Source organism: Microbulbifer maximicatervae (SeqCode), assembly GCF_052467305.1.
The window spans coordinates 4645632-4670727 of record NZ_CP174306.1; the positions used below are offsets into that span (position 1 = coordinate 4645632).

Annotated in this window: 25 protein-coding genes; 14 read left to right on the forward strand and 11 right to left on the reverse strand. The window is 52.2% G+C overall.

Annotated elements, in window-relative coordinates; genetic code table 11:
• Positions 1-77: 77 nt before the first annotated feature.
• The 7 genes from ACJJI4_RS20300 to ACJJI4_RS20330 all read left to right on the forward strand — a co-directional run bounded on the left by ACJJI4_RS20300 (position 78) and on the right by ACJJI4_RS20330 (position 8403).
• Entirely contained in the window at positions 78-632 is a 555-nt protein-coding gene (locus ACJJI4_RS20300) for a rhomboid family intramembrane serine protease (protein WP_444926278.1), read from the forward strand.
• Positions 633-1161: 529 nt separating this feature from the next.
• Positions 1162-2910 (forward strand): S8 family peptidase, encoded by a 1749-nt coding sequence (locus tag ACJJI4_RS20305; protein WP_444926279.1) that lies wholly within the window; start codon positions 1162-1164, stop codon positions 2908-2910.
• 334 nt (positions 2911-3244) lie between these two features.
• Positions 3245-4489 carry a sterol desaturase family protein gene (locus ACJJI4_RS20310; protein ID WP_444918600.1) on the forward strand — a complete coding sequence of 415 codons (1245 nt, stop codon included), beginning with the start codon at positions 3245-3247 and terminating at the stop codon, positions 4487-4489.
• A 223-nt stretch (positions 4490-4712) separates the two neighbouring features.
• A complete protein-coding gene (gene gmk / locus ACJJI4_RS20315; RefSeq protein ID WP_413663829.1) occupies positions 4713-5333 on the forward strand; it encodes a guanylate kinase in 621 nt (206 codons plus the stop codon).
• Positions 5334-5431: 98 nt separating this feature from the next.
• Positions 5432-5695, forward strand: coding sequence for a DNA-directed RNA polymerase subunit omega (gene rpoZ, locus ACJJI4_RS20320; protein ID WP_413663830.1), 264 nt, complete (start codon positions 5432-5434; stop codon positions 5693-5695).
• 51 nt (positions 5696-5746) lie between these two features.
• On the forward strand, positions 5747-7864 hold the full coding sequence (spoT, locus tag ACJJI4_RS20325; RefSeq protein WP_282930627.1) for a bifunctional GTP diphosphokinase/guanosine-3',5'-bis pyrophosphate 3'-pyrophosphohydrolase: 2118 nt from the start codon (positions 5747-5749) through the stop codon (positions 7862-7864).
• 155 nt (positions 7865-8019) lie between these two features.
• Positions 8020-8403: a Rid family detoxifying hydrolase gene (locus ACJJI4_RS20330; RefSeq protein WP_413663831.1), complete on the forward strand. Its 384-nt coding sequence runs from the start codon at positions 8020-8022 to the stop codon at positions 8401-8403.
• A 47-nt stretch (positions 8404-8450) separates the two neighbouring features.
• On the opposite strand, the gene ACJJI4_RS20335 is transcribed toward ACJJI4_RS20330, so the two are convergent.
• A complete protein-coding gene (locus ACJJI4_RS20335; protein ID WP_444926280.1) occupies positions 8451-9335 on the reverse strand; it encodes a sugar nucleotide-binding protein in 885 nt (294 codons plus the stop codon).
• A 141-nt stretch (positions 9336-9476) separates the two neighbouring features.
• Complete coding sequence (locus tag ACJJI4_RS20340) at positions 9477-9737, reverse strand: GlsB/YeaQ/YmgE family stress response membrane protein (RefSeq protein ID WP_108735039.1); 261 nt, start codon at positions 9735-9737, stop codon at positions 9477-9479.
• Positions 9738-9926: 189 nt separating this feature from the next.
• On the opposite strand from ACJJI4_RS20340, the gene ACJJI4_RS20345 reads away from it, so the two are divergent.
• Together ACJJI4_RS20345 and recG are read left to right on the forward strand one after the other, a co-directional pair.
• Complete coding sequence (locus ACJJI4_RS20345) at positions 9927-10850, forward strand: hydrogen peroxide-inducible genes activator (RefSeq protein WP_282930624.1); 924 nt, start codon at positions 9927-9929, stop codon at positions 10848-10850.
• Positions 10829-12934 carry an ATP-dependent DNA helicase RecG gene (gene recG / locus ACJJI4_RS20350; RefSeq protein WP_444926281.1) on the forward strand — a complete coding sequence of 702 codons (2106 nt, stop codon included), beginning with the start codon at positions 10829-10831 and terminating at the stop codon, positions 12932-12934. Before ACJJI4_RS20345 ends, recG begins: the two co-directional genes overlap by 22 nt.
• A gap of 10 nt (positions 12935-12944) precedes the next feature.
• Here recG and ACJJI4_RS20355 read toward each other — a convergent pair whose 3' ends face one another.
• A complete protein-coding gene (locus ACJJI4_RS20355) occupies positions 12945-14261 on the reverse strand; it encodes a dicarboxylate/amino acid:cation symporter (protein WP_444928250.1) in 1317 nt (438 codons plus the stop codon).
• 74 nt (positions 14262-14335) lie between these two features.
• On the opposite strand from ACJJI4_RS20355, the gene ACJJI4_RS20360 reads away from it, so the two are divergent.
• The 4 genes from ACJJI4_RS20360 to phoR all read left to right on the forward strand — a co-directional run bounded on the left by ACJJI4_RS20360 (position 14336) and on the right by phoR (position 18170).
• The gene (locus ACJJI4_RS20360; RefSeq protein ID WP_444926282.1) at positions 14336-15013 is read left to right on the forward strand and encodes a chorismate--pyruvate lyase family protein; all 678 of its coding nucleotides are present in this window, start codon (positions 14336-14338) and stop codon (positions 15011-15013) included.
• Entirely contained in the window at positions 15010-15891 is an 882-nt protein-coding gene (gene ubiA / locus ACJJI4_RS20365) for a 4-hydroxybenzoate octaprenyltransferase (RefSeq protein ID WP_444911815.1), read from the forward strand. The genes ACJJI4_RS20360 and ubiA overlap by 4 nt, the downstream gene beginning before the upstream one ends.
• Positions 15892-16001: 110 nt before the next feature.
• Positions 16002-16706, forward strand: a complete 705-nt coding sequence (phoB, locus tag ACJJI4_RS20370) for a phosphate regulon transcriptional regulator PhoB (protein ID WP_108735044.1) — start codon at positions 16002-16004, stop codon at positions 16704-16706.
• Between the two features lie 84 nt (positions 16707-16790).
• The gene (phoR, locus tag ACJJI4_RS20375; RefSeq protein WP_444926283.1) at positions 16791-18170 is read left to right on the forward strand and encodes a phosphate regulon sensor histidine kinase PhoR; all 1380 of its coding nucleotides are present in this window, start codon (positions 16791-16793) and stop codon (positions 18168-18170) included.
• Between the two features lie 12 nt (positions 18171-18182).
• On the opposite strand, the gene ACJJI4_RS20380 is transcribed toward phoR, so the two are convergent.
• The 4 genes from ACJJI4_RS20380 to ACJJI4_RS20395 all read right to left on the reverse strand — a co-directional run bounded on the left by ACJJI4_RS20380 (position 18183) and on the right by ACJJI4_RS20395 (position 20488).
• Positions 18183-18542 carry a hypothetical protein gene (locus ACJJI4_RS20380; protein WP_282930619.1) on the reverse strand — a complete coding sequence of 120 codons (360 nt, stop codon included), beginning with the start codon at positions 18540-18542 and terminating at the stop codon, positions 18183-18185.
• A 2-nt stretch (positions 18543-18544) separates the two neighbouring features.
• On the reverse strand, positions 18545-19156 hold the full coding sequence (locus ACJJI4_RS20385) for a DUF938 domain-containing protein (protein ID WP_444926284.1): 612 nt from the start codon (positions 19154-19156) through the stop codon (positions 18545-18547).
• Positions 19153-19929, reverse strand: a complete 777-nt coding sequence (gene yaaA / locus ACJJI4_RS20390) for a peroxide stress protein YaaA (RefSeq protein WP_444926285.1) — start codon at positions 19927-19929, stop codon at positions 19153-19155. Before yaaA ends, ACJJI4_RS20385 begins: the two co-directional genes overlap by 4 nt.
• Positions 19930-20008: 79 nt before the next feature.
• Positions 20009-20488, reverse strand: coding sequence for a DUF4265 domain-containing protein (locus ACJJI4_RS20395; protein WP_282930616.1), 480 nt, complete (start codon positions 20486-20488; stop codon positions 20009-20011).
• 72 nt (positions 20489-20560) lie between these two features.
• Here ACJJI4_RS20395 and ACJJI4_RS20400 point away from each other — a divergent pair, with 72 nt between their 5' ends.
• Positions 20561-21847, forward strand: coding sequence for a M48 family metalloprotease (locus tag ACJJI4_RS20400; protein WP_444926286.1), 1287 nt, complete (start codon positions 20561-20563; stop codon positions 21845-21847).
• A gap of 92 nt (positions 21848-21939) precedes the next feature.
• On the opposite strand, the gene ACJJI4_RS20405 is transcribed toward ACJJI4_RS20400, so the two are convergent.
• The 4 genes from ACJJI4_RS20405 to pstB form a co-directional block, all read right to left on the reverse strand.
• Positions 21940-22791 (reverse strand): putative porin, encoded by an 852-nt coding sequence (locus tag ACJJI4_RS20405; RefSeq protein WP_444926287.1) that lies wholly within the window; start codon positions 22789-22791, stop codon positions 21940-21942.
• Positions 22792-23069: 278 nt separating this feature from the next.
• Positions 23070-23384 (reverse strand): antibiotic biosynthesis monooxygenase family protein, encoded by a 315-nt coding sequence (locus ACJJI4_RS20410; protein ID WP_444895645.1) that lies wholly within the window; start codon positions 23382-23384, stop codon positions 23070-23072.
• A gap of 84 nt (positions 23385-23468) precedes the next feature.
• A complete protein-coding gene (phoU, locus tag ACJJI4_RS20415; RefSeq protein WP_282930610.1) occupies positions 23469-24170 on the reverse strand; it encodes a phosphate signaling complex protein PhoU in 702 nt (233 codons plus the stop codon).
• Positions 24171-24193: 23 nt separating this feature from the next.
• Positions 24194-25003, reverse strand: coding sequence for a phosphate ABC transporter ATP-binding protein PstB (gene pstB / locus ACJJI4_RS20420; RefSeq protein WP_282934617.1), 810 nt, complete (start codon positions 25001-25003; stop codon positions 24194-24196).
• Positions 25004-25096 lie beyond the last annotated feature (93 nt).

The following is a 25096-nucleotide window of genomic DNA, read 5'->3' on the forward strand; positions in this document are numbered from 1 at the left end:
ATTCTCACCGAGACTGTGGATGCCCCTCTGCCACCAGAGAGGGGGATTTGTGATAGCTCACCCTTTAAGGAATATTTATGCGACACAACCTGAAGTGGGTCGGCGCTATTTTTTTAGTGCTTGCTGCAATTGAGATTATTAATATTCTGAGCGGCCGATCGCTTAATTACTTTGGTATTGTTCCCCGCTCAATCAACCACCTCCCGCATATCTTTTCTGCACCATTACTGCATGGAAATAGCTGGCACTTCTTCTCGAATATATTCACTCTGTGCATCTTCAGTTTCTTAGTGCTGCAGTACGGGGTAAAAACTTACCTGAAAGTGACCCTGTTCGTTGTGATCACCACCGGACTGGCTGTTTGGCTTTTTGCTGGCAGGGGCAATCATTTGGGAGCTAGCTCAGTTATCTATGGCTATTTCGGCTTTTTGCTTCTTGCGGGATTTATCAGCAAGAAATTTAGCCGTTTATTAATATCTATTGTGGTAGCCGTCCTTTATGGAGGGCTTATTTTCGGTGTCTTGCCACGGGGTGGTTTTATCTCCTGGGAGTCCCACCTATTTGGATTTATCTTTGGGTTGCTGGCTGCAAAGCTGTGGGCCAAAGTTCCCAGTTATAGCAAGGCCAGATAAACACAAGTCCTAACACCAACCTTTCAACCTCAAACCCCAGTAGTAGCCAGCAAAGGTTTTCATTACTGGGGTACCCTCAGGAAGCAGGCCCCAAAACCAAGCTACGAAAATGCTACGTACACGTCACTAAGAAGCGTTTAGCGATTCATCTTTTCTACGCACGATAATTCTTTTATCTGAAAATATTCGTTTATTATCCAATTTCCCCCCTGTGAACCCCTCCACATCTCTCCCGTAGATAAATTCTCACTATCAGATTTTTTTCCCAAAACTTATAAATTTGTCGCCAAAAGCCACACAAATTTAAAGGCTTAAGCTGAGGATAATAATTTCACGAACGTTATAAAGAAGTACCATTTTGAAACTTTGGTACCAATTTTGGTCAAACTGACTTACCGACTGTGAGAAAGACAGTTTCTAGGCCTATCCGTTAAGCAAATTTATTTTGTTAGTGCGGAGTTTTTCAGGAGTCTCCGGCCTATCGGAATACTGATAGCCGGATTTAAAATATCTCGGAGATATAACAATAATGAAATCATCATTGAAAAGTCTTTTGCAAAAGACGACTCTGGCGAGTGCGTTTTCGTTACTGTGTGCTACCCCTTTCGCTACTCACGCAGCGGACGCGGAAAAAACACTGCTAACCGACCGCATCATCGTAAAGTACAAGGAGAGCGCTAAAGTTGGGAAGGCGGCCACCATGGCCACAGAGACGGTCGAAAAAGCTTCCCGTCGCGCCGGCCACAAGATGCGCCACCTCCGCCGTATGGCCACTGGCGCCCAGGTAATGCGCCTGGAAGGCCGTAAAAGTAGAGCTGAAGTAAGCGCGATCATCGATCGCCTGAAACAGGATCCGGATGTGGAATACGCAGAGCCGGACCTGATTATGAAAGCGATGGCCGAGCCCAATGACCCGAGCTATCTCAGCCAGTGGCATTACTACGAGTCCACCGGCGGCTTGAACCTGCCCTCAGCTTGGGACGTTACCCAGGGCGATGGCGTAGTGGTTGCCGTACTCGATACCGGTTATCTCCCCCACGCCGATCTGGTAGACAATATCCTGCCAGGCTACGATATGATTTCTGACACTTTCGTCTCCGTAGATGGAGATGGACGTGATGACGATCCCACTGACCCAGGGGATTGGTATACAGATAAAGCCTGCGGTGACGACCCGAGCATCCCCTCCGAGAGCGACAGCAGCTGGCACGGCACCCATGTAGCCGGCACCATTGCCGGGGTTACTAACAACAACATGGGTATCGCCGGTGTTGCCTATGATGCGAAGATAGTGCCCGTTCGTGTGCTTGGACGCTGTGGTGGCTATACCTCTGATATTGCCGACGGCATCATCTGGGGTGCCGGTGGTTCTGTCAGCGGATTGCCAAGCAACCAAAACCCAGCCCAAGTATTGAACCTGAGCCTCGGCGGTGGCGGTAGCTGTGACACTACCACGCAAAGCGCTATCGACACTGCGCGCAGCCTCGGCGCTACCGTGGTTGTCGCCGCTGGTAACAGTGGTGCCAACGCAAGCCAATACTCGCCTGCCAGCTGTGATGGGGTTATTACCGTTGCGGCAACTGACCGTACCGGCGGCCGCTCTTATTACTCCAACTATGGCAATGTGGTTGATGTCGCTGCACCCGGTGGCGCACAGAGCTTCGCAAACGATTCCGACGGTATCCTTTCCACCTACAACAACGGCTCTACCGATGCGGGCAGCGATAGCTACTATTACAGCCAGGGCACCAGTATGGCAGCCCCCCATGTCGCCGGCGCAGCAGCGCTGATTTATTCGGTTAACCCCGACGTTACTCCGGATGAAGTTGAGTCGATCCTCACCAGCACCGCTCGCAGCTTCCCCTCTTCTTGCAACAACTGCGGCTCCGGTATTGTGGACGCGGCAGCAGCTGTAGCTATGGCGAGCGGCGACGATAGTGGTAATGGCGACGACGATGACGACAGTGGCAGCAATGGTTCAGGTTGGACAGAAACTAACCTTTCTGGCAGCCAGGGCAGCTGGAATGACTTCACCATTGATGTTGAGTCGGGGACTTCCACCCTTACTATAGAGATGTCCGGTGGCTCCGGCGAAGTTGATCTCTACGTGCGCCACGGTAACTATCCTACCCTGCGTCGATATGACTGTCGTCCATACCTCTGGGGTAACGAGGAGAGCTGCACCATTAGTAACCCGGATTCCGGCACCTGGTACATCAGTGTCTATGGGTATGAATCCTACAGCGGTGTGACTTTGGAAGCGGAAGCTAGCGAGTAAATAGCGACCCGTTCAGAGTAAAAAAAGACCGGCATTTGCCGGTCTTTCTATTTATAAACTCCAAAGAAAATCCTTTCACGAAGAAAACCATGCCTAAACATCAAAAGTCGCACCTAGCCGTGGTACCAATTCGACGTATCGCATGCTCTTGCCAATCTTTTGATTAGTGCCAATCAGGCACCACTTTTGTAAACCTGAAAGTTAATTACGTCAAAACCCCTTCAGCGAATACTGACTGATTTCAGAATCCATGCTTCACTGGCATATGCGGCCCAGTAGCCGTGTGGCAGAGTTCGATAGATACGCTATCTAATAATAAAAATATGGGGTTTCTGTGGACCTGCTTACTTTCTCCATTCCATTTTTTCTGACCGCCATGCTTATGGAGTTCGCCCTGGATCGCTGGAAAGGCTGGGGGCTCTACAGGCTGAATGACACTATTGGCAATCTCAGCACGGGGATTCTCAATCGTATTATCGGGCTTACCTATAAAAGCTTATTCCTCGTTATCTATATCCCGCTGTTTACGTTGCTACAACCCTACTATCAATGGGTTGGTTTCAACTGGTCTATCGACAATGTCTGGCACTTGGCCCTGGCAGTTCTCGCATACGACTTCTGCTACTACTGGAAGCACCGTATCTGTCACGAGGTAAATATCTTTTGGGCAGAACACCTGGTGCACCACCAGAGTGAGGACTACAACCTGAGCACAGCATTGCGCCAGTCTTCGGGGGGGTTACAGCTGGATTGGATATTTTATCTACCGCTTCTATTGATTGGTTTGCCGGCAGAAATTGTTATTGTCGCCGGCGCAATTGATCTTATTTACCAGTTTTGGGTTCACACACAAAAAATACCCAAGATCCGCTGGTTGGAGTGGTTTGTCATTACCCCCTCGAATCACCGGGTACACCACGCCCAGAACGCTGTCTACGTAGATAAAAACTACGGCGGAATATTAATACTTTGGGATCGCTTATTTGGCACCTACCAGCAGGAACTCGAAACTGAGCCCTGTCTTTACGGTGTGCGTAAGCCCCTGAATACCTTTGATCCTGTAGCAGCCAATTTACAACACTTAAAGCGCATGGCAATTGATGCCTGGCACACGAAAAGCTGGTGGGACAAGTTCACTCTTTGGTTCCGCCCCACCGGCTACAGGCCCACAGATGTAGAAAAATCCATGCCAGTAGCCTCTACCGATCTGACAAACTTTAAACGTTTCAACCCTGAAATTAGCCCTGGTTTGCGCAACTACGCATTCGCACAACACCTCTGTTACACCGCCACAACCTTATCTCTCCTCTGGTTCACCAGCGTATTTAGTTTCTGGCAACTTATGGGCGCAGTTATTGCCTTGATTATTTGCCTGGCAATTAATGGAAGGATACTGGATGGTCATCCTATTTCAGGGCGCCTCGAAACTTTGAGACTCGCAGCACTCATCTGCGCTATTCCGCTACTAAACAATACATATGTACCACTCTTCATATCCTACTTGCTCGCAAGCTCTTTGGTATGGTGGTGGTTGGCAACCCGGCGCAAAGAGGATAGAGTCACTTTCGTTAGCGATTAACAACAGGGAGATCCCCTTAATCACAGGTGGTTGGCGGTGATTGAGAAACTCCCGCGAGGCTATCCCGGCCGGGCCCAGGCGCGCAGGTGGTAACGCGCCCTGAATCTCCCAACAGATACCCCCACTCCGGTCGGGGGCTAGCCTTGTCCCTTCATGACACTCTTTCATCTCCAGACGCAAGCTTCGGTTATAATGGGCTCTTTGCTCGCGAACAGGATCAGTTGTGCAAACAGGAACCCTCTACACCGTCTCCGCTCCCTCCGGTGCAGGAAAAACCAGCTTGGTCAAAGCGCTGGTAGACAGCGACAGCCAGGTTACCGTATCGGTTTCCCATACCACTCGTGCCATGCGCCCAGGCGAAACTCACGGCGTTGACTATCACTTTGTCGAGCGAGAAGAATTTTTGGCAATGTTGGAGCGTGATGCTTTTTTTGAGCACGCCCAAGTTTATGGCGATAATTATTACGGCACCGCCAAAGCTGAGATCGAAGAGACTCTTGCCAGTGGTCGCGATGTAATCCTGGAAATCGATTGGCAGGGGGCCGAACAGGTTCGTCGCCTGCGCCCTGATGCAGTGGGTATTTTTATTTTGCCTCCGTCCCAGGAAGCCCTGCGCGAGCGCCTCACCGGACGCGGTCAGGACGATCAAGCGGTCATTGATCGCCGTATGGACCAGGCCATCGACGAAATGACCCATTATGTCGCCGCAGATTACCTGGTAATCAACGACAACTTCGACCAAGCGTTAACAGAGCTGCGTGCCATTATCGTTGCCCAGCGACAGCGCTTAGAGCTGCAGCAACTGCGCCACGGCGATCTACTTCAGGCACTGTTGCGCCACTGAACCAATTGATCGAATTGCATACATTTCCCGGTCCGGTAAAATAGCCGGTCCCCTGTACAGAATTTGCCTTCGGGCACAGCAAATGGAAACGAAAGTTTATGGCACGTATTACCGTTGAAGATTGCCTTGAGCATGTGGACAACCGCTTCGAGCTCGTTATCGTCGGCAGCAAACGCGCCCGTCAGATCGCTACAGGCGGCAGGGATCCATTGGTTCCCGAAGAAAACGATAAGCCCACGGTAATTGCCCTGCGCGAAATCGAAGAGGGCCTGGTGGATGCCGCCATCCTCGACGAGCCGGAACGCGAAGAGGCACCTGCTCCTATCGTTGCCCCCAACTACCTAACAGATCAGCAAGTCTGATCAGGTCTCTTACTGGGTACTTTTTGAGTTTTATGAGAGGCGCGCGCGGCATTGCACACCATAGATAGTTTGGCCCACCGCCTCTCCTCATACCTTCCCCCCGACCAGATCCAAATCGTCCGCCGCGCCTATTTTTACGCGGAGCAGGCTCACGATGGTCAGCAGCGCCGTTCCGGCGAGCCCTATGTCACCCACCCGCTGGCAGTTGCCACTATTCTCGCGGGCATGCATATGGATCACGAGAGCCTGGCGGCAGCCATGTTGCACGATGTGATCGAGGATACGGGTATCCCCAAGGCAGCTCTGGCTGAGCAGTTTGGTGGAGAGGTTGCCGACCTGGTCGATGGGGTCTCCAAACTAACCCAGTTCGAGACCGACAGCCCTGCAGAAAAGCAGGCGGAAAACTTCCAGAAGATGGCCCTGGCCATGGCCCGCGATATCCGCGTGATTCTGGTCAAACTGGCCGACCGCCTGCACAACATGCGCACTCTCGGCGCGCTGAAACCGCAGAAGCGTGCCCGTATTGCCCGCGAGACGCTGGAGATCTACGCACCCATCGCCCACCGACTGGGTATGAACGACGTTCGTATCGAGTTCGAGGATCGCGCTTTTTTTGCCATCTACCCACTGCGTGCCAGCCGCTTGCGCGCCGCCCTGGTCGCCGCCCGCGGCAATCGCAAAGAGCTGCTGGAACAAATTCAGAATGCTATAGAACTGCGCTTGCAGCGGGAGGGCATCAGCTCTCTGGTGATTGGCCGGGAAAAGCACCTATTTAGCATCTACCAAAAGATGCGCGCCAAGAAGAAGTCCTTCAAGGAGATAATGGATGTCTACGCTTTCCGCATCATTGTGGACAGTGTGGATACCTGTTACCGGGTTCTAGGTGTTATGCACAGCCTGTACAAACCGGTAATCTCCGAGTTTAAAGATTACGTCGCTATCCCCAAATCCAATGGCTACCAGTCACTGCACACAGTGCTGCTGGGTATGCACGGGGTGCCCATTGAAGTTCAGGTCCGCACCAAGGAAATGGATGAAATGGCCAACAGTGGCATTGCCGCCCACTGGCTGTACAAAGCCTCCGGCGATGAGGTAATCAATACCGGTGGCACCAGCCAAGTGCGCGCACGGCGCTGGGTCCAGGGACTGCTAGAGATGCAGCAGCGCGCCGGCGACTCGTTAGAGTTTATTGAAAACGTAAAAATTGACCTGTTCCCGGATGAAGTTTACGTCTTTACCCCTAAAGGGCAGATCGTCGACCTCCCCGCAGGAGCCACTGCCGTGGACTTCGCCTATTCCGTACACACGGATATCGGCAACTCCTGTGTTGCCGTGCGTATCAATCAGCGCCTGGCCCCTTTGTCCCAACCTCTGGAGAGCGGGCAAAAAGTCGAGATTCTCACGCGCAAAACTGCACAGCCAAACCCTAACTGGCTCAATTTTGTAGTAACCGCCAAAGCGCGCAGTGCTATCCGTCACTTCCTTAAGCACCAGCGTCACCACGATTCCATTACCCTGGGACGGCGCCTGCTGGAAAAAGCACTCAGTAAGTTCGACACGAGCCTAGACGCGCTATCACCAGAGCAATTAGAAGCGGGCCTCAAAGAAGCGAAATGCGCAACTTTGGACAAGCTGCTGGAAGAGATAGGTATGGGCAGTAAAGTGGCCTTCTCTGCCGCTAAATTACTCGCGCCCGTCACCAGTGAAGAGACTGAAGCCAGCAATATCTCTTCTCCCTTAACGATCGATGCCCAAGAGGGCATGATGATCAGTTTTGCCCGCTGTTGCCGTCCTATTCCCGGGGATGCCATTATCGGCCATATCAGCTCGGGCAAAGGCGTAGTAGTACACCGCGACACCTGCCGCAATACCGGTGATTTTCGCGAGCATCCGGAAAACATCATGCTGGTGAACTGGTCGCCGGATGTGACAGGGGAGTTCCTTGGTGATGTGCGGGTAGAAGTCGAGTCAGAGAGAGGGATTATTGCCCGACTGGCTACTCGTATTACGGAAGAGGGCGCCAGCATCGAGCAGATCAATGTGGATGAGAAGGATGCTCACAACAGCGTGATCTCCCTGACCCTGGAGGTCAGTGGCCGTGTACATTTGGCGCGGGTTATGAAGCGCCTGCGCAACCTCCCTTCTGTCATACGCATCGCCCGCCCTTGAGGAACACAAGGGAATCCCATTGGGAACTGCCATTAGGCTTCAAAGCGCGATATATTTAACCGACTTCTGAAAGCCCCGCAAATAAGTAAGGGATTATTCGGAAGTTCCGTATAGGTCTTCCTTTTCAACAATATTGATAAGTAATGGAGTACCCCATGCCCAATCGAGCCGTTATTAAAACCGACCGGGCACCCGCCGCAGCTGGTACCTATTCCCAGGCAGTAAAAGTGGATAATACTGTTTACCTGTCGGGACAAATCGCTCTGGACCCAGAGACACAACAGATGATTGGCGGAGGTTTTAGCGATGAAGTCCACCAGGTCTTTCGCAACCTCAGCGCAGTCTGTGAGGCCTCTGACGGATCGCTTCAGCATATTGTGAAACTCAATCTCTACATTACCGACAGCAGCAACTTTGCCGCTGTAAATGAGATAATGGCAGAGTTTTTCGAAGAGCCTTATCCCGCCAGGGCAACCGTCGTCGTCAAGGAGTTGCCGCGGGGAGCCCTTTTTGAAGCCGAAGCAATTATGGTGACCTGAGGCAAGAAGTTCTCGCCGATGCTGTGGCAATAATTGAGGAGGGCAGCTCAGCCCTCCGATTCCAACAGAGCGCTGTAGCCCACCTTGTAATCTGGATACTTCAATTTGTAACCACTGGACAGCATCAACTGATTGCTGAGCTTTTTCGAGCGGCGCTCGCTCGTTTGCACAATCTCGCGCAGATGGGCACTGGTATATCCCATCGCTTTTACCAACCACTGTTGCAGCTCGTACATCGGCACAGGCTGGCTATCGGCGCCTATATAAAGAGGCTCCGGGACCCATCCCTGTTTGTGCCTTTCAATAAGGTGCAATAAAAAACCAATACAATCATCGACATGGATGCGATTGCTATATTGCGGTGGCTGGGGAGGAGCACAGCGACCAGCGCGAACCTGCGACAACAAGCGATCTCGGCCAGGCCCATAAATTCCCGCAAAGCGCACAATGCAACTGTTGGGAATTGCGTTGTGAATGATCTCTTCTGCTGCCAGCAAACTATCTCCCTGAAAACCACTGGGCATAGGTAAAGTTTGCTCATCGATAAAGTCGTCGCCGCTCTGGCCATAAACACGAGTAGATGAAACCCAAATAACCAAGCGCGGTGGGGATGGAAGGTGCGGAACAACTTCAGCGACTGCCTTTGCCGTTTCCACATAGGCGCGGTGATAGCCGGTTGGCGTGTGCTCAGTGGGGGTAAATGTCGCGAGAATGATATCCGCCCCCGTAGACAACAAGCGTTCAATATCCTCTTTCTTGGTGGCATCCCCCCGGCGCCAATTCACCACATCTGCCCTGCGCTTACTCGCCAGAGCTACCAAGGGATTGCGCCGCATCCCATAAACCGCGTATTGCTTTCGGTCTATATGCAGTGCCAGTCTCGCCCCGAGGTCACCACACCCAAGGATCCAAAGCTTTTCTTGTTGTGTCATATAGTTCCCGGTGAACAATCTTTGCTGTCCACCTTATTCCCTTGATTCAGTGCTATTCAGTCCTAAGGTGCTAGGGTCTTTGGGCAAATATCAAATTCGGAATGCTTATAGTTCGCCGCCGAGGCTCTCCCCAAAGGCGGACTAGTTGCCACGCCTTTTGAACATGCGATAGATCGCAAGAAAAATTATCGCACCAATCGTAGCCGTTATTATGTCGCCTATTCCGAAACCAGTCACTGGGCCACCGAACCCAATCAGGGCACCTAGCCAGCCTCCAATAAAGGCACCGACAATGCCGATGACCATAGTGACTATCCAACCACCAGGATCTCTCCCGGGCATAATCCACTTTGCCAAAGCGCCGGCAATCAACCCGAGAATGACCCAGGACAGAACTCCCATGACGTATCTCCGTTCGGTGTGCCCCTTACAGATATAGCAAAATTTTGCGCCTCAATCCCACCTGAATTCCCAAAACTAGTAAATTTTCCCAATATTCGCTCTCAGCTTACAGATTGAGACAGGGTATTGGCCAGCGGCGATTATTTATGAATAATTACTATTACTAATGGCCATCTAATTGCCTCGACCATGACTCTCAATGAACTGCGCTATATCGTAACTCTCGCCCAGGAACAGCATTTTGGCCGTGCCGCCGAGCGCTGTTACGTCAGCCAACCGACACTCTCTATCGCGGTAAAGAAACTGGAGAAAGAGCTCGGTGTCGCCCTGTTTGAGCGCTCAAAAACTCGAGTGCAGGCAACACCATTGGGCGAGAGAATTGTCGCCCAGGCCCAGCTGGTTCTGGAACAATCAGCAGCCATCAAAGACATCGCCAGCGCCGGCAAGGACCAGCTGGCTAGCCCCCTGTCTGTTGGCGCCATCTTTACTATTGGGCCCTACCTGTTCCCACACTTTATTCCCCAACTACAGCATTTGGCACCAGAAATGCCACTCTATGTTGAGGAGGGATATACCGCCACGCTGAGACAGAGGCTACGCAAGGGCGAGCTGGATGCCATCATTATTGCTCTCCCCTTTACCGAGCCCGACGTTGTCACCCAACCCCTGTACGACGAGCCATTTGTTGTATTGATGCCCGCAGGCCATCCACTTACAAAGCAGGAGGTTATCTCCCCGGATCAACTCACTGAAGACAATGTGCTTCTGCTGGGTGAGGGCCACTGCTTCCGTGATCAGGTACTGGAAGCTTGTCCGCACCTGCAACTAACCATGGAAAAAGAAGCGGGCGGCGGCAGCATACGCACAGCCGCAGATGGCAGCTCACTGGAAACACTCCGCCATATGGTGGCCTCAGGGCTTGGAATTACCGTATTGCCACTCTCAGCCGCCACCGCATCACAGTACGCCAGTGGCCTGCTGGAGACCCGCCCCTTTACCGCACCGGGCCCACGCCGCACCGTAGCACTGGCCTGGCGGGCAAGCTTCCCCCGACACCGCGCAATCGACATACTGCGAGAGGCCATCAGCCAGTGTCACCTGACCGTGGGATAGATAACAACCTGGCCGAGCTGCCCGTTACCACCCTCAAAGGCGTGGGGGATAAATTTGCCCAGGTGTTGGCCAAACTCCATATCAACTCCCTACAGGATTTGGTTTTCCACTTGCCCCTACGCTATCAAGACCGCACCCGGGTGGTGCCTATTGCCGGCCTCACCGCCGGTATGGATGTGGTAATCGAAGGAGAGGTCAGTGCCGCCGATGTCGTATTCGGCCGCCGCCGCAGCCTGGTGGTCAGATTACAGGATGGCAGCGGCACCTTAACCCTGCGCTTTTTTCATTTTTCTGCCGCACAGAAAAGCCGCTTTGCCCGAGGAACCCGAATACGCTGCTTTGGGGAGGCCCGTCGCGGAGCCAACGGCCTGGAGCTCTACCACCCGGAAACGGAAATCGTCGGTATCGAAAACGCGGAGACCGCAGATACCCTTACGCCGGTTTACCCGCTAACAGAAGGTGTGAGCCAGGCCCGCATGCGAGGATTGGTGGAACAGGCACTGGTTCTACTGAAAAACGGCGCTGTTACCGAGTTCTTGCCGGCAGAGCTGTTACCCAAATCTCTGCGCTACCCCCTCAGAGACGCCTTGCTTTATTTGCACGCCCCTCCGGCTGGCACCCAGCTAGATCAACTGGCATCAGGTACTCACCCCGCCCAGCAGCGTCTGGCCCTGGAAGAGTTACTGGCACACCATCTGAGTCTGCTGGAGTTGAGGCGCAATAGCGCTAGGGTAGCGGCACCACCTCTGTCCGTTAACCGATCCCTGGAGCGAGACTTTTTATCGCGCCTGCCATTTTCCCTCACCGGCGCACAGCAGAGAGTTTGCGAGGAAATCGCTGAGGATCTGGCTCAGCAAACCCCGATGATGCGCCTATTGCAGGGAGATGTGGGCGCGGGAAAAACCCTGGTCGCCGCTATGGCTGCCCTAAAGGGCATTGGGACCGGTGCTCAAGTAGCAGTCATGGCACCGACAGAAATCCTGGCAGAGCAGCACCGGATCAATTTTTGTAATTGGCTGGAACCTTTGGGTATTGAAGTTGCTCAGCTAACGGGCAGCTTAAAGGCTGCCGAGCGGCGTAAACAGCTGGGCAAGATAGCCAGTGGCGAGGCCCAGTTAGTGGTGGGCACCCACGCACTCTTCCAGGAAGAGGTGGCTTTCCACAACCTGGTGTTAGTGATTATCGATGAGCAACACCGCTTTGGTGTGCAGCAGCGCCTGGAGCTGCGAGAGAAAGGGGCGGCAAGTGGAGCTACCGGCAGGCTGCAACCCCACCAGCTGATTATGACCGCTACACCGATTCCCCGCACCCTGGCGATGTCCGCCTTCGCCGACCTGGACTGCTCAATCATCGATGAGCTGCCGCCGGGGCGCCAACCCATCAACACCGTTGCCATTGCCAATGATCGACGCGACCAGGTTATGGAACGGGTGCAAAGCGCCATCGCCGAGGGCCGCCAGGCCTACTGGGTTTGTACCCTTATCGAGGAGTCGGAAAGCCTGCAGGCCCAGGCGGCAGAATCGACCGCCGAAGAGCTCGCCGAAATGCTCGAAGGCGTTCGCGTAGCCTTGGTACACGGCCGCCTGAAGCCAGAGCAAAAAGAGCAGGTGATGAGCGCCTTCAAGACCGGGGAAGTGGATTTGCTGGTGGCCACCACAGTCATTGAAGTGGGCGTCGACGTGCCCAATGCCAGCCTGATGATTATCGAAAACCCCGAACGCCTGGGCCTGGCCCAATTGCACCAGTTGCGCGGCAGAGTCGGTCGAGGCTCCATCGCCAGCCACTGCGTGCTGCTGTACGGCACACCGCTATCGCAGAATGGCCGCGCCCGCCTGCAAGCGCTGCGTCAACACAGCGATGGTTTTGCTATTGCAGAGGAAGACCTGCGTCTGCGAGGTCCCGGGGAAATCCTCGGCACCCGCCAGACAGGGGAGATCCAGCACCGTATCGCAGACTTGCAGAGGGATGCTGAGCTGCTGCCGCAAGTGCAAAAAATTGCTATTTCCCCTCAATTGACAGAGGGGATGCGACAGCAGTTGATTAAACGCTGGTTACAGAATAAGCCCCGATTTGCCGAGGCTTGAGGGAAGCGCCCTAGTGGGCGCCTACTGTGCTGTTATCGTTAATGCTGACACTCTTGTAATTGGCATCGTAGTAAGTCTCTTCGTCCAAGGCACCTTCACTCTTCGCCACCACACTACTTACTACCGCATCACCGGTAATATTGACCGCCGTGCGTACCATATCCAGCAGGCGGTCTACGCCGATCACAATGGCAATCCCCTCGAGCGGCAGACCCACCTGCTGCAATACCATACCCAACATAATCAGGCCGACGCCGGGCACCCCAGCAGTACCGATAGACGCCAGGGTCGCAGTCAGGATCACTGTCAGAAAGCCAGTCAGGCCGATCTCAATACCAAAGAATTGGGCAATAAAGACCGTAGCCACACCCTGCATAATCGCGGTGCCATCCATATTGATAGTCGCGCCTAAGGGAACTGTGAATGCAGCAATTTTATTATCCACACCCAGGCGCTTCTCTACCGTCGACAAAGTCACCGGGATAGTGGCAGCAGAGGAAGCGGTACTGAAGGCGAAAACCATGGTCGACCACATTTTCTTCAGTAGCTCTAAGGGGTTGAGCCCACTCAGCAGCTTCAGAATCACCGAGTAAGTCCCCAATGCATGCAGAAGCAGGGCACAGAGCACGACCAGGAAATACTTTCCGAGTTGTACCAAACCTCCAAACCCAAGGTCGGCAAAGGTTTTCGCCAACAGCGCAAAAACGCCATAAGGGGCAAATACCATCAATACACCAACCATGCGCAAAACAACGGTATTGAGGTCATTAAAGAAAGCGGCAATACGTTGACCCGGTTCGCCACAGCGGGAAATCGCATAGCCCATCAACAGGGCAAATACGATAATCTGCAGCATATTTCCCTCAGCCATAGCGGCTACAGGATTGGTCGGGAATATATTGACCAGCACCTCGGAAAGCGGTGGGGACTCCTTCGGCACAAATGTTGAAGCAGCTTCAGCTGCAGTCTCATTAACACCAACTCCGGGCTGAATGATCAATGCCAGACACAATGCCAGAGTAATGGCGATGGCCGTTGTCACCATATAGAGAAGGACGGTTTTACCCGCCAGCGGCCCAATTCGGCTGCCTTCCGACAGGGCACAGGCTCCGCTGATCAGAGAAACTAGCACCAAAGGCACCACCATCAACTTCAGCGACGCGATAAAGATACGGCCGATAACATCGAACAGGCCTTCAGTCAGATAGAGATTAATAGCACTGTTCACACCAGCACCGAACAGCTGGCTCATATTCAAATAATTAAATAAACACCCCACGGCAATGCCCGCAAGCATTCCCACTAAGATTTTGGTAGTAAGCCCCATAACAAGCTTCTCTTTATGAATCGTTGTTTTCATTGCAGTGAGCACTATATCCATTGCCGTGCTGGGGAGCAAAAATGCAACAGGGAGAGACCTGTTGCCACCGGCCGGGATACAATGGGGCCTTTATCCAGACTGCGGAGTTATCGTTGCACCAATCACCATTTGTGCCCTCTGGCGATTGGCAGAGTTTGCCTCTTGAAACCCAGCAGCAACCACCCAAAAATCTGGTGCCCTGGCTGACCTATTCCGGATCACTCACCGCCGCTCTCAAGCAGCAAAGTGACGGGGACTTTTATGTTCGCGTGCTGTATCAGGGTTGGCAGACACCTCGCCCTGAAGAATGCCTTGTACTGGGATTGCACAATAGTAACCGGGCCCTGATTCGGGAAGTTTTGCTCTACGGTTGCGGACAGCCCTGGGTGTATGCCCGCAGCGTTTTACCCGAGCGCAGCCTGCAAGGAAAATCTCGCAATCTGCGCAGCCTGGATACTCGCCCGCTGGGGGAGTTGCTGTTTAGTGAGCCGGGCATTCGCAGGGGGGAGATCGCCCTAAATTTGCTGCAGAAATCCCCTGGCTGCGCCGATCATGAACTTGGGGAAAAGGATTCTGAAGTCTGGGGTCGCCGCTCGGTATTCTGGCTGCGGGACAAGCCTTTACTGGTATCGGAGGCTTTTCTTCCCAACTTCACACCGACAGGTGACCCTATAGCGCAAGAAGCAGCCAAAACTATCGCAACTGAGGATTCACTGTGATCAGCCAACAGATCGCACAACGCTGGCCCACCGCGCTGCCCTACTGGCAATTAGCGAGGATGGACAAACCCATAGGTTCACTGCTGTTACTCTGGCCCACTTGGTGCGCACTATGGCTAGCCGCTGAGGGATGGCCGGGCTTCCACTTGTTTATCGTATTTACACTCGGTGTGATCCTGATGCGAGCGGCTGGCTGCGCAGTCAATGACTTCGCCGATCGCAAAATTGACGCCCATGTAAAACGCACCGCAGAGCGTCCCCTGGCCACCGGCGCACTGACTCCAAAGTCTGCATTGGCGCTTTTCGCCGGGCTCAGCGCTGCCGCCTTCCTACTGGTACTCACCACCAACACACTCACGATTCTCCTCTCGTTTTTAGCTCTGGCTCTGGCATTCGGCTATCCCTTTGCGAAGCGCCACACACACCTACCCCAGATGGTCCTGGGCGCCGCCTTTAGTATGGGAATCCCCATGTCTTTCGCAGCAGTTACAGGAGAAGTACCAGCAGAGGCCTGGTTGCTCTATACCGCCAACCTGGTTTGGACCCTGTGCTATGACACTTTCTATGCGATGGTGGACCGCGATGACGATCTTCAGATCGGCGTTAAATCCACCGCCATTTTGTTTGGGGAAATGGACAAGGTGATCACCGGAACCTTACAACTTTTAGTTCTAATTGCCCTACTGCTTATTGGATCAAGGTTCTCACTCGGTATTTTTTACTACTTGGCGCTATTGCCGGTTTGCAGCTTATTCGTTTATCAGCAGTGGCTGATTCGGGACCGAGAGCGAGAGGGCTGTTTTCAGGCTTTTATCAACAATAATTGGGTAGGGTTTGCCATTTTCGCCGGCATATCGCTGCATTTTCTGCTGAATTGAAAGATGAGTGGGCCCTAGAAGTGGAGCGTCATATATTTGTCATATAAATCCCGTTTAATCCTCGGCCATAACTGGGGAAACCCTGACAACAGAGCGGGTATGGCAGGCAAATGCACAGTAAAACGATCCTGATTGTCGATGACGAATCCGCAGTGCGCGATATGCTGCGGGTCGCACTGGAAATGGCGGATTACCGCTGCCTTGAGGCGGAAAACGCCCAGGAAGCTCACGCCCTGATTATCGACGAGAAGCCAGACTTAGTGCTGCTCGACTGGATGCTGCCGGATGTTTCCGGGGTAGAGCTGGCAAGGCGCCTCAAGCGCGATGAACTCACCACCTCATTGCCGATCATCATGCTCACGGCAAAAGGTGAAGAAGACAATAAAATCAAAGGGTTAGAGACCGGGGCCGACGATTACATCACCAAGCCTTTCTCCCCCCGGGAGCTGGTTGCACGCTTAAAGGCCGTACTGCGCCGCGCGGGTCCGGCAACCCCGGAAGAACCGCTCAGTGCCGGCGCACTGATATTGGACCCACTGAGTCACCGGGTCACTATCAAAGGGCAGCCGGTGGATATGGGGCCAACAGAATTTCGCCTTCTCACCTTCTTCCTCTCCCACCAGGAGCGCGCCTATACACGCACCCAACTCCTCGATCATGTATGGGGTGGGAATGTCTATGTAGAGGAGCGCACCGTGGATGTCCATATCCGCCGTCTGCGCAAAGCCCTGGCCATTGATGGCCACGACCGCTATATCCAGACAGTTCGCGGCACCGGGTATCGGTTTTCTGTGCAAACCGCAGAAAAAGTGTGACAATCCTCTCTGGATCGGTACCGATCCCTGCAGAATCAAACCTCCGCGCTTAACGGGTGCGGGCCTGGTTCCATGAGGTATTGAATGCGGGCGGAAGAGGCTGTGCCACTGCCGCCATCTATCAGGCAACACGGCAACTCTATGTTGGATCGCAGTATTGGCGAGTTCTCGCGTTTCGTAATTATCGCCCTGGGGTGCACCATTCTCGGTGTCACCTCCGGCAGCTGGTCTCTCGCCCTGATTGCGGGATTGGCCAGCTACCTGATCTCAGTGCTGTGGCAACAGCAACGTTTCAACCGCTGGCTGGCAAACGGCAGACGCGGCCCAGCCCCAACCGCCTTTGGTATTTGGGGCGAAATCTACGACGACTTTTACCGTATGCAGCGGCGCCACCGCCGCGAGAAGCAGAAACTGCACGTGATGTTGCGCCGGGTACAAGACAGTACCAGCGCCCTGCGCGAAGGCATTGTAGCCCTGGAAGACGGCGATAACCTGGCTTGGTGGAACCCTGCAGCGGGTGAACTCCTTGGGTTGCAGGCCAGTGATTCCGGCCAGTCATTAGTCAACTTTGTCCGCGACCCTGGCTTTGTCAGCTATATGCATGGTGATAACAGCGGAGAACCCCTCACTCTGCCCGCACCTGGCAATGAAGCCCGTATGTTACAGCTGGAAGTCACCCGCTACGGTAAAGATGAGGCTTTGGTCATTGTTCGCGACATCACCCGTTTACATAATCTCGAGCAGATGCGCCGAGATTTTGTCGCCAATGTTTCCCATGAGCTGCGCACCCCCCTCACGGTAATTGCCGGCTACCTGGAAACACTGCAAAGCAGTGATATGGCACCGCCTCCCTGGAGGAAACCCCTGGCTCAAATGGAGGAGCAGACTGGCCGCATGAGTACGCTGGTCAATGACCTGCTGCTATTGGCTCGCTTGGAGACCTCAGAACGCAAAAGCGGGGATATGGCTGTAGCCGTACCAGAACTGATTGAGAGGGTGGCCCAGGAAGCGCGCAGCTTCAGTGGCGATCGGCATCATCATATCGAAGTTGATTGCGAAGAGGATTGCTACCTCAATGGAGACCCCGGCGAATTACACAGTGCTTTTGCCAACTTAGTTTTAAATGCAGTGAAATACACTCCCGAAGAGGGCGAGATTCAATTGCGCTGGTGGCAGGATGACAAAGGCGGGCACTTTTCCGTAGAGGACAACGGTATCGGTATCGATTCGATCCATATTCCCCGTCTGACTGAGCGCTTCTATCGAGTTGATCCAGGCCGCTCACGGGACAGTGGCGGCACAGGTCTCGGGTTGGCGATCGTTAAGCATGTGTTGCTGCGACACAATGGAGAAATGAGTGTAGAAAGCACGCCCGGGCAGGGCAGTCTCTTCACGCTTCACTTTCCGCCAGCAAAGCTGGCTCAAAAGCCAGCATCCAGGTTGAGTTCTGAAGCCGCTAATTAAAGCGGCTTTCGATTACTCCAGTTCCTGCAGTTCTACTTCTTTACCGTCTTTGACATAGCTGGCCGTGCCCTCTTTACCCAGAGCGTTTGCTTCCCGGCGCAAAACCAAATGGTGCAACTGCAAATCCCCATCGCGCAGCAGTAGGTGCTCATTGCCCTCATCATCGGTAGGCAGGGCCTTAGCACCAATGAGGGCATCTCGCAGAGCGCGCAGCTTGGGCACATCGCGATAGCGATTCAAGTCATTCGACAAACGGGCTTTCATGCGCTCACTCTCATGCAGTGCCGCCGCTGTCTCACGGTACTTGGCAAAAAAGAATACGGCTCCGATGGCAAAAGCTACGATCACCGCTATTTCAAACCACTCAGGCATAGTTACTCCTTATTATCATTTTTGCGCCAAACAATTAATTGATTATTGGCCGGCAAGAAATTTAGTTCTGTGCGACTGAACCCCGCACTCTCTGCCAGCTGATCGAGCCATTCGAGATCGCGAATCCCCCGCTCGGGATCATGCTCCTTCAACTCGATATCAAAATCCGCATTAGTAGGGCCAATAAACTCTCCTGCAATTTTCACTGGACCGTAAACGATCAACAAACCTTCCGGCTCCAGAACATCGGCACTGTGCAGAAAGAACTTTTGTACCAGTTCAGCCGACATAATATGTAAGGTGTTTGCAGTGAAAATAGCATCAGCCGAAATCTCGGGCCAAAATTCGCCAACATCGAGCACTAGCGGCTGTGGCAGGTTGCTATTGGGGACCTCCGCCAGCCAGGACTTTACTACCTCCAACTGTTGCGATCGCTCTGAAGTTTGCCATTCAAGATGCGGTAAATGCGGAGCAAAATATACTGCGTGCTGACCGGTACCACTGCCAACCTCAAGCACTTTGTGACTTAAAGCCAACAGGCGAGTCAGTTGTTGGAGAATCGGCTCGCGATTGCGCCCGCAGGAGGGCGCATTCGGCAATTCAGTACTACTCACTGCGGTTCATCCCGGGTAAATACCCAATCCCACTCAGTGGACATATTCGGGTTATAGACATAACCGGCCACATCAAACCCTTTCAGCTCTTCAGCCTTCTTTACCCTCTGGTCAATGGCCCAGCGACTCATCATGCCTCTGGCTTTTTTAGCGAAGAAGCTAATCATCTTATACTGACCATTTTTCAGGTCCTTAAAATGCGGGGTGATCACCTGAGCATCAAGCTGCTTGGCTTTGACTGATTTGAAATATTCATTGGATGCGAGGTTTATCAACTCGCGACTCTTCACGCCCTGCAACTGCGCATTCAATGCTTCGGTAATCTTATCTCCCCAAAATTCATAGAGATTCTTACCCTTGGCATTTTCAAATTTAGTACCCATCTCGAGGCGATAGGGCTGGATCAAGTCCAATGGGCGCAGCAAACCATAAAGGCCAGAGAGCATACGCAAGTGCTTTTGCGCATAGGCAAAGTCCCGCTTACCCATAGTCTCCGCCTCCAGTCCGGTATAAACATCACCTTTAAAGGCTAGCAGGGCGGGGCGGGCGTTGTTATCGGTAAACGGACGCTTCCAAGTATGGAAGCGATCGTAATTTAAGACTCCCAACTTATCTGAAATTTTCATCAAGCTGGAAACCTGCTGCGGGCTCAGTTCGCGCAGCTCTTTGATCAGGGCTGCTGATTCTTTCAAAAAGTCCGGCTGGGTGGTTTTCAGTGAGGGAATATCACTTTCATAGTCCAGGGTTTTCGCCGGTGAAATAACTATTAACATCGGGTGCCTTCTCGCTTCGCTATCGCCTCAACCACACACTACCAAGCTATTGTGGCTGACCCAAATATATCGCGGATGTTTACTCCGGCTTTAGGACGTCCTGCCACCAATTGAGTGGAGTCTGCCCGTCTTTAGGGTCATAAACATTGCCGTAATACCAAACGCTGTTAGCCCCATCGCAGGCACTGTTGAGGATCTCCTCAATCTTATCGAATCCACAACTGACATGAATGCTGTAGACCAATACGCGCGGAGCCTCCAGGTCCAAATCGCCCCCGAGCTTCTCCAGCTGTGGGGTCAACTTATCAGACAGTTCCGTGCTATCGCCGCGACAAAAAATACGCACCGCCAAATTCCCCGAGCGCTTTACCAACTCAAATTGCTGGGTGTCTTTATCGACCTTAATGTAATCCCCACTGGCGATTCCCTTAATAAAGACAGGGGATCGCACCAATTGGCAGCTATCATCCTCGCTCACACGAACCTGTAGCCGTTCCACCACGGGCTCACCTTCGGGGTTGTTGCCCGCAAATAACTCAATGACTTGAAGTGCCGTCATAAACCTCAGTTCCCGTACTGTGTACAATGAGTAACCATTCTAATGACTCAACATTATACAGGGAGGGAGGCAATGATCTCGCGTACCCAAGCGCTTACGGCATGTGTCGCGTTTTGGACAACCACGATTCTCGGAGGATGCGTTGTCAATCCAGTCACCGGTGAGAAACAGGTTTCGCTGATATCTCCGCAGCAGGAGGTTCAACTGGGACAACAGCACTATGCTACCAACCAACAGCAACAGGGCGGCCAATACACCATTGATCCGGCCCTGCAAAACTACATCAATCAGGTTGGCCAAAAGCTGGCGCGGGCCTCAGACCGCCCCCAGCTACCTTACGAGTTTGTGGTTCTGAACAATTCGGTTCCCAACGCCTGGGCCCTGCCCGGCGGCAAAATTGCCATCAATCGAGGCCTGCTGGTACTACTCGATGACGAAGCTGAGCTCGCCGCCGTACTGAGCCATGAGATAGTTCACGCCGCTGCGCGCCACTCCGCAACTGCGATGTCCCAACAACAATTATTGGGCGCAGGCCTGGCAATCGTGGGAGCTGCCACCCAGGACTCTGAGTACTCTGACTTGATCGCCACCGGGACTCAACTGGGGGGCTCCGCCTATATTGCCCGCTACAGTCGCGGCAATGAGTTAGAGTCAGATCAATACGGTATGAAATATATGGCCGCTGCAGGATATGATCCCCAGGGGGCCGTACGCCTGCAAAGAAAATTTGTTGAACTGTCGGAGGGGCGGCAAACTGGTGGGCTGGAAGCGCTCTTTGCCAGCCATCCCCCTTCCCAGTCTCGTGTCAGCGCTAATATCAAGCACAGTCAATCTCTACCCAAAGGGGGAATCACCAACCGGGCCACGTACCAAAAAGCCATAGCGCAATTAAAGCGCGATGCCGATGCTTACAAGAATTACGACGATGCGGTTGCCGCAACTAATAGTAAAAAGTTTGACTCTGCACTAAAGCTAGTGAGAAAAGCTCAAAAACAGCAACCCAAAGAAGCTGCCTTTTTTGCGCTAGAAGGCGATTTACTCAGTCAAAAGAAACAATATAAAAATGCCCAAAAGGCATACGATAGTGCCATTCAAAAAAATCCGGCGCTATTTTCGTATTGGCTAAAGCGGGGAATCACTAATATCCAATTAAAAAATTATAGCTCTGCAGAGGGCGACCTAACCAGATCACTACGCTATCTAGATACAGCTTTCGCTCACTACTACCTTGGCCAGACCTATGAGAGACAGGGAAATAAGCAAAGTGCTTACAAGCACTATAAGGAAGCTGCCGGGGCTGGAGGGGAAATTGGCACCATGGCACAAAATAGAATTAAGGCAATAACCGGTAAAAGTTAAGCCTTAAATAATAAATTATAATCGCCTGTTTTTTCAAAAATCCTTTGGAAATAAAAAAGGGCTATCAGCGATAGCCCTTTTTCTATGTCAAGTTACAGCTGAACAGTCAAACCCAGCTCAAACTTGTCTACATCAATATCTGCACTACCGCCTACACCGTAGGTATTTAAACCAAAGCTACGGATATTCAGGCCATCAGCAAACATAGTGCTGTAAGCAGCTTCAACAGCAACATTGCGGCTAAAGAAGTGGGAGAACCCAACCTTTACATCTTCATTCTCATCAATCTTCGCACCAAAAGAAGTATTCTGGGAGAAGAAGTAGTCTGCACCCAGCTGCCAATAGTCATCACCACCGTCATAATCCGCATAAGCAAATTCTGCGGTCACATATTGATCGCCACCCAAGTTAGCAAAGTACTTGGTTGAAAAAACACCGGCATCATCGCCAGCGATAAAATCAAAACCGATGTAATCAGAACCACTCAGCTGGTGGTTGTAGCGAAGCTCAACAAAAGTCTCGTCAGTGCCATCAAAATCTGTGTGGGACAGCTCTACCAAGAAGTTTGGAGTAAACAGGTACCCGATAGAAGCTGTATTAACACCTTCATCATTAACTTCAGTTAAGCTCGCACCCAAAACCAAACCAAAGCTAGTGAAGTATTCACCTGCGATAGCAACGTTATCTAAATCTTCGCTAGATACATCGTAGTGGGTGTAAGCAGCAGATATATTGCTAGCCTTATTGATATATTCAAACTCTTTTAGAGGACCCAGAGCTTCTTTACCGGAGAAGTAATAGGTAGTTTCAGCAGAAAACTGATTGCCATCAGTTCCATCGAAATCCAAGTTTGAATAATCCAAAGTAGTAATGGAATTATACTCCTCGGCACCAGCGGTTGCGGCAAGAAGCATTAAGGGAAGAGCTGCGAGCTTGAATCTCATTGAATAAATCCTTCGTTAACGTAGCGATCCAAATTGGGCTGCGGATTGTAACAAAAGTTTTTAAGTTCGCAACAACAGCAAATTACACGGTTAGCAATTAAGGCCAAATTTGCGGCAAAGTGAATATTATTTTTCGACGAATAACTTTTTGAAAAAATAACTGTAATCACTTGTAATACATAAAACGAAAATACGCCTATTAAAAACATTAAAATGAAAAGTTTTATTTTTAAATAAACAAGCTCATTCAGGCTTCATTCAGGTTCAACTGATTAACATCAATCCTCTATATTTTTTACGACCCATTGCGGGTCATAAAATTCCCCTACTAGATTAATTTTTACAAAAGGGGCCACGCTGGCAATGATTTCATCAATTTTTTTACTGTGTTCAGTTTGCATAGCATCCCGATCTTTTTTACATCGCCAGCTAGCAATGGCTATCAACACATTGGGGTCATCAATTTTTCGATGAAGTTCTGTGCCCATCGCTCCCGGGGAGCGCTGTATGATCTCGGAAGCACGCACCCAGGCATCGGCATAATCCTCAGCTTTAAACCCATCTTGTAGATGAACTTCGAAGATAAATTTCATTCCCTGTACTACCTGACGACTAAGAATTAGATTCCAACAAAAAAAAGGCCGCGCTAGGCGACCTTTTTAAATTAGCAAAGCCCTTTAGGACTTGCGCAGATTTTCCTGGTGCCCATGCCGGATATCAGCACCTTCCACCAAGTAAACAACCTGCTCACAAATATTCTTCGCATGGTCACCGATCCGCTCCAGTGAGCGCAGGGTCCACAACACATTAATGACCCGGGAAATACTACGCGGGTCTTCCATCATGTAAGTCACCAGCTCACGTACGGCCGTACGGTAGTCCATATCAACCTGCTGGTCCTCAGCAAGAGTTTGCAGAGCCGACTGCACATCGAAACGAGTATAGGCATCCAGGGCGTCATTGAGCATTTTCCGCACGGCATTGGCAATATGACGGATTTCGGTATACCCGCGCGGCGACGTACCTTCATCCGTCAGTGCTATGGCCATCTTGGCAATCTTGCTCGCCTCATCCCCAATGCGCTCCAGGTCTCGGGCAATTCGAATGACAGATAGCACCATGCGGAGGTCGGATGCGGCCGGTTGGCGCTTGGCAATAATTAGCGTGGCGTGCTCATCCAGGGCCATCTCACTTTTATCGATGACTTCTTCAATACGCAGCACTTCCTCGGCCAGCTCACTGTCCGCATTGGCCAGGGCATCAACCGCATCGGCAACCTGGCGGGCGACCATACCGCCCATTTCCAGCATCTCTGTCTTTAAGCTTTCCAGGTCTTCATTAAATTGGCGTGAGATATGTTGATCGAAATGCATTTCCATAGTTTTCCCTCCGAGCAGGAACCTTAGCCGAAGCGGCCGGTGATATAGGCTTCAGTGAGTTCGTGCTCGGGGTTGGTGAACACCGTTTCAGTATCATTAACTTCCACCAAATGCCCCAAATGGAAGTAAGCCGTACGCTGACTCACCCGCGCAGCCTGCTGCATCGAGTGAGTAACGATTGCGATAGTGTAGTTCTGGCGCAGCTCATCGATCAGCTCTTCGATTCGCGCCGTTGCAATCGGGTCCAGGGCAGAGCAGGGCTCATCCATTAGGATTACTTCCGGGCTCACCGCAATAGCGCGGGCGATACACAGGCGCTGCTGCTGACCACCGGACAGACCCGTACCCGGCTTATCCAAACGATCTTTAACCTCATTCCACAGACCGGCGCGGCGCAGGCTGTTTTCTACGATCTCATCCAGATCGGCACGGCGGCTGGCAATGCCGTGGATTTTTGGGCCGTAGGCCACATTCTCGTAAATGGACTTGGGAAAAGGGTTTGGTTTCTGGAATACCATACCGACGCGGGCGCGCAGGGGTACCACGTCCACTTTGGGGCCGTAGATGGGGTCACCATCCAGACTTAACTCGCCCTCGACGCGACAACCTTCAATAGTGTCATTCATGCGGTTGAGGCAACGCAAAAACGTCGACTTACCACAGCCGGAGGGACCGATCATGGCAACCACTTCATTTTTTCCGATATCGAGACCGACCGAGTGGATCGCCTGGGTTTCACCATAGAAAACATTCACATTGCGCATACGCAACTTGGCGGTGTCACAGAAGGGTTGGCCAACTGTTTCTCTAACATCAGCCCGATCATTCATCATTTGCCTACCCGCAACATCGGATTGCGCCGCATCAGTTTGGCTGGCGGCATCCAGGGTCATGGTACTCATATAATATCCCGCTTTCTGATAATC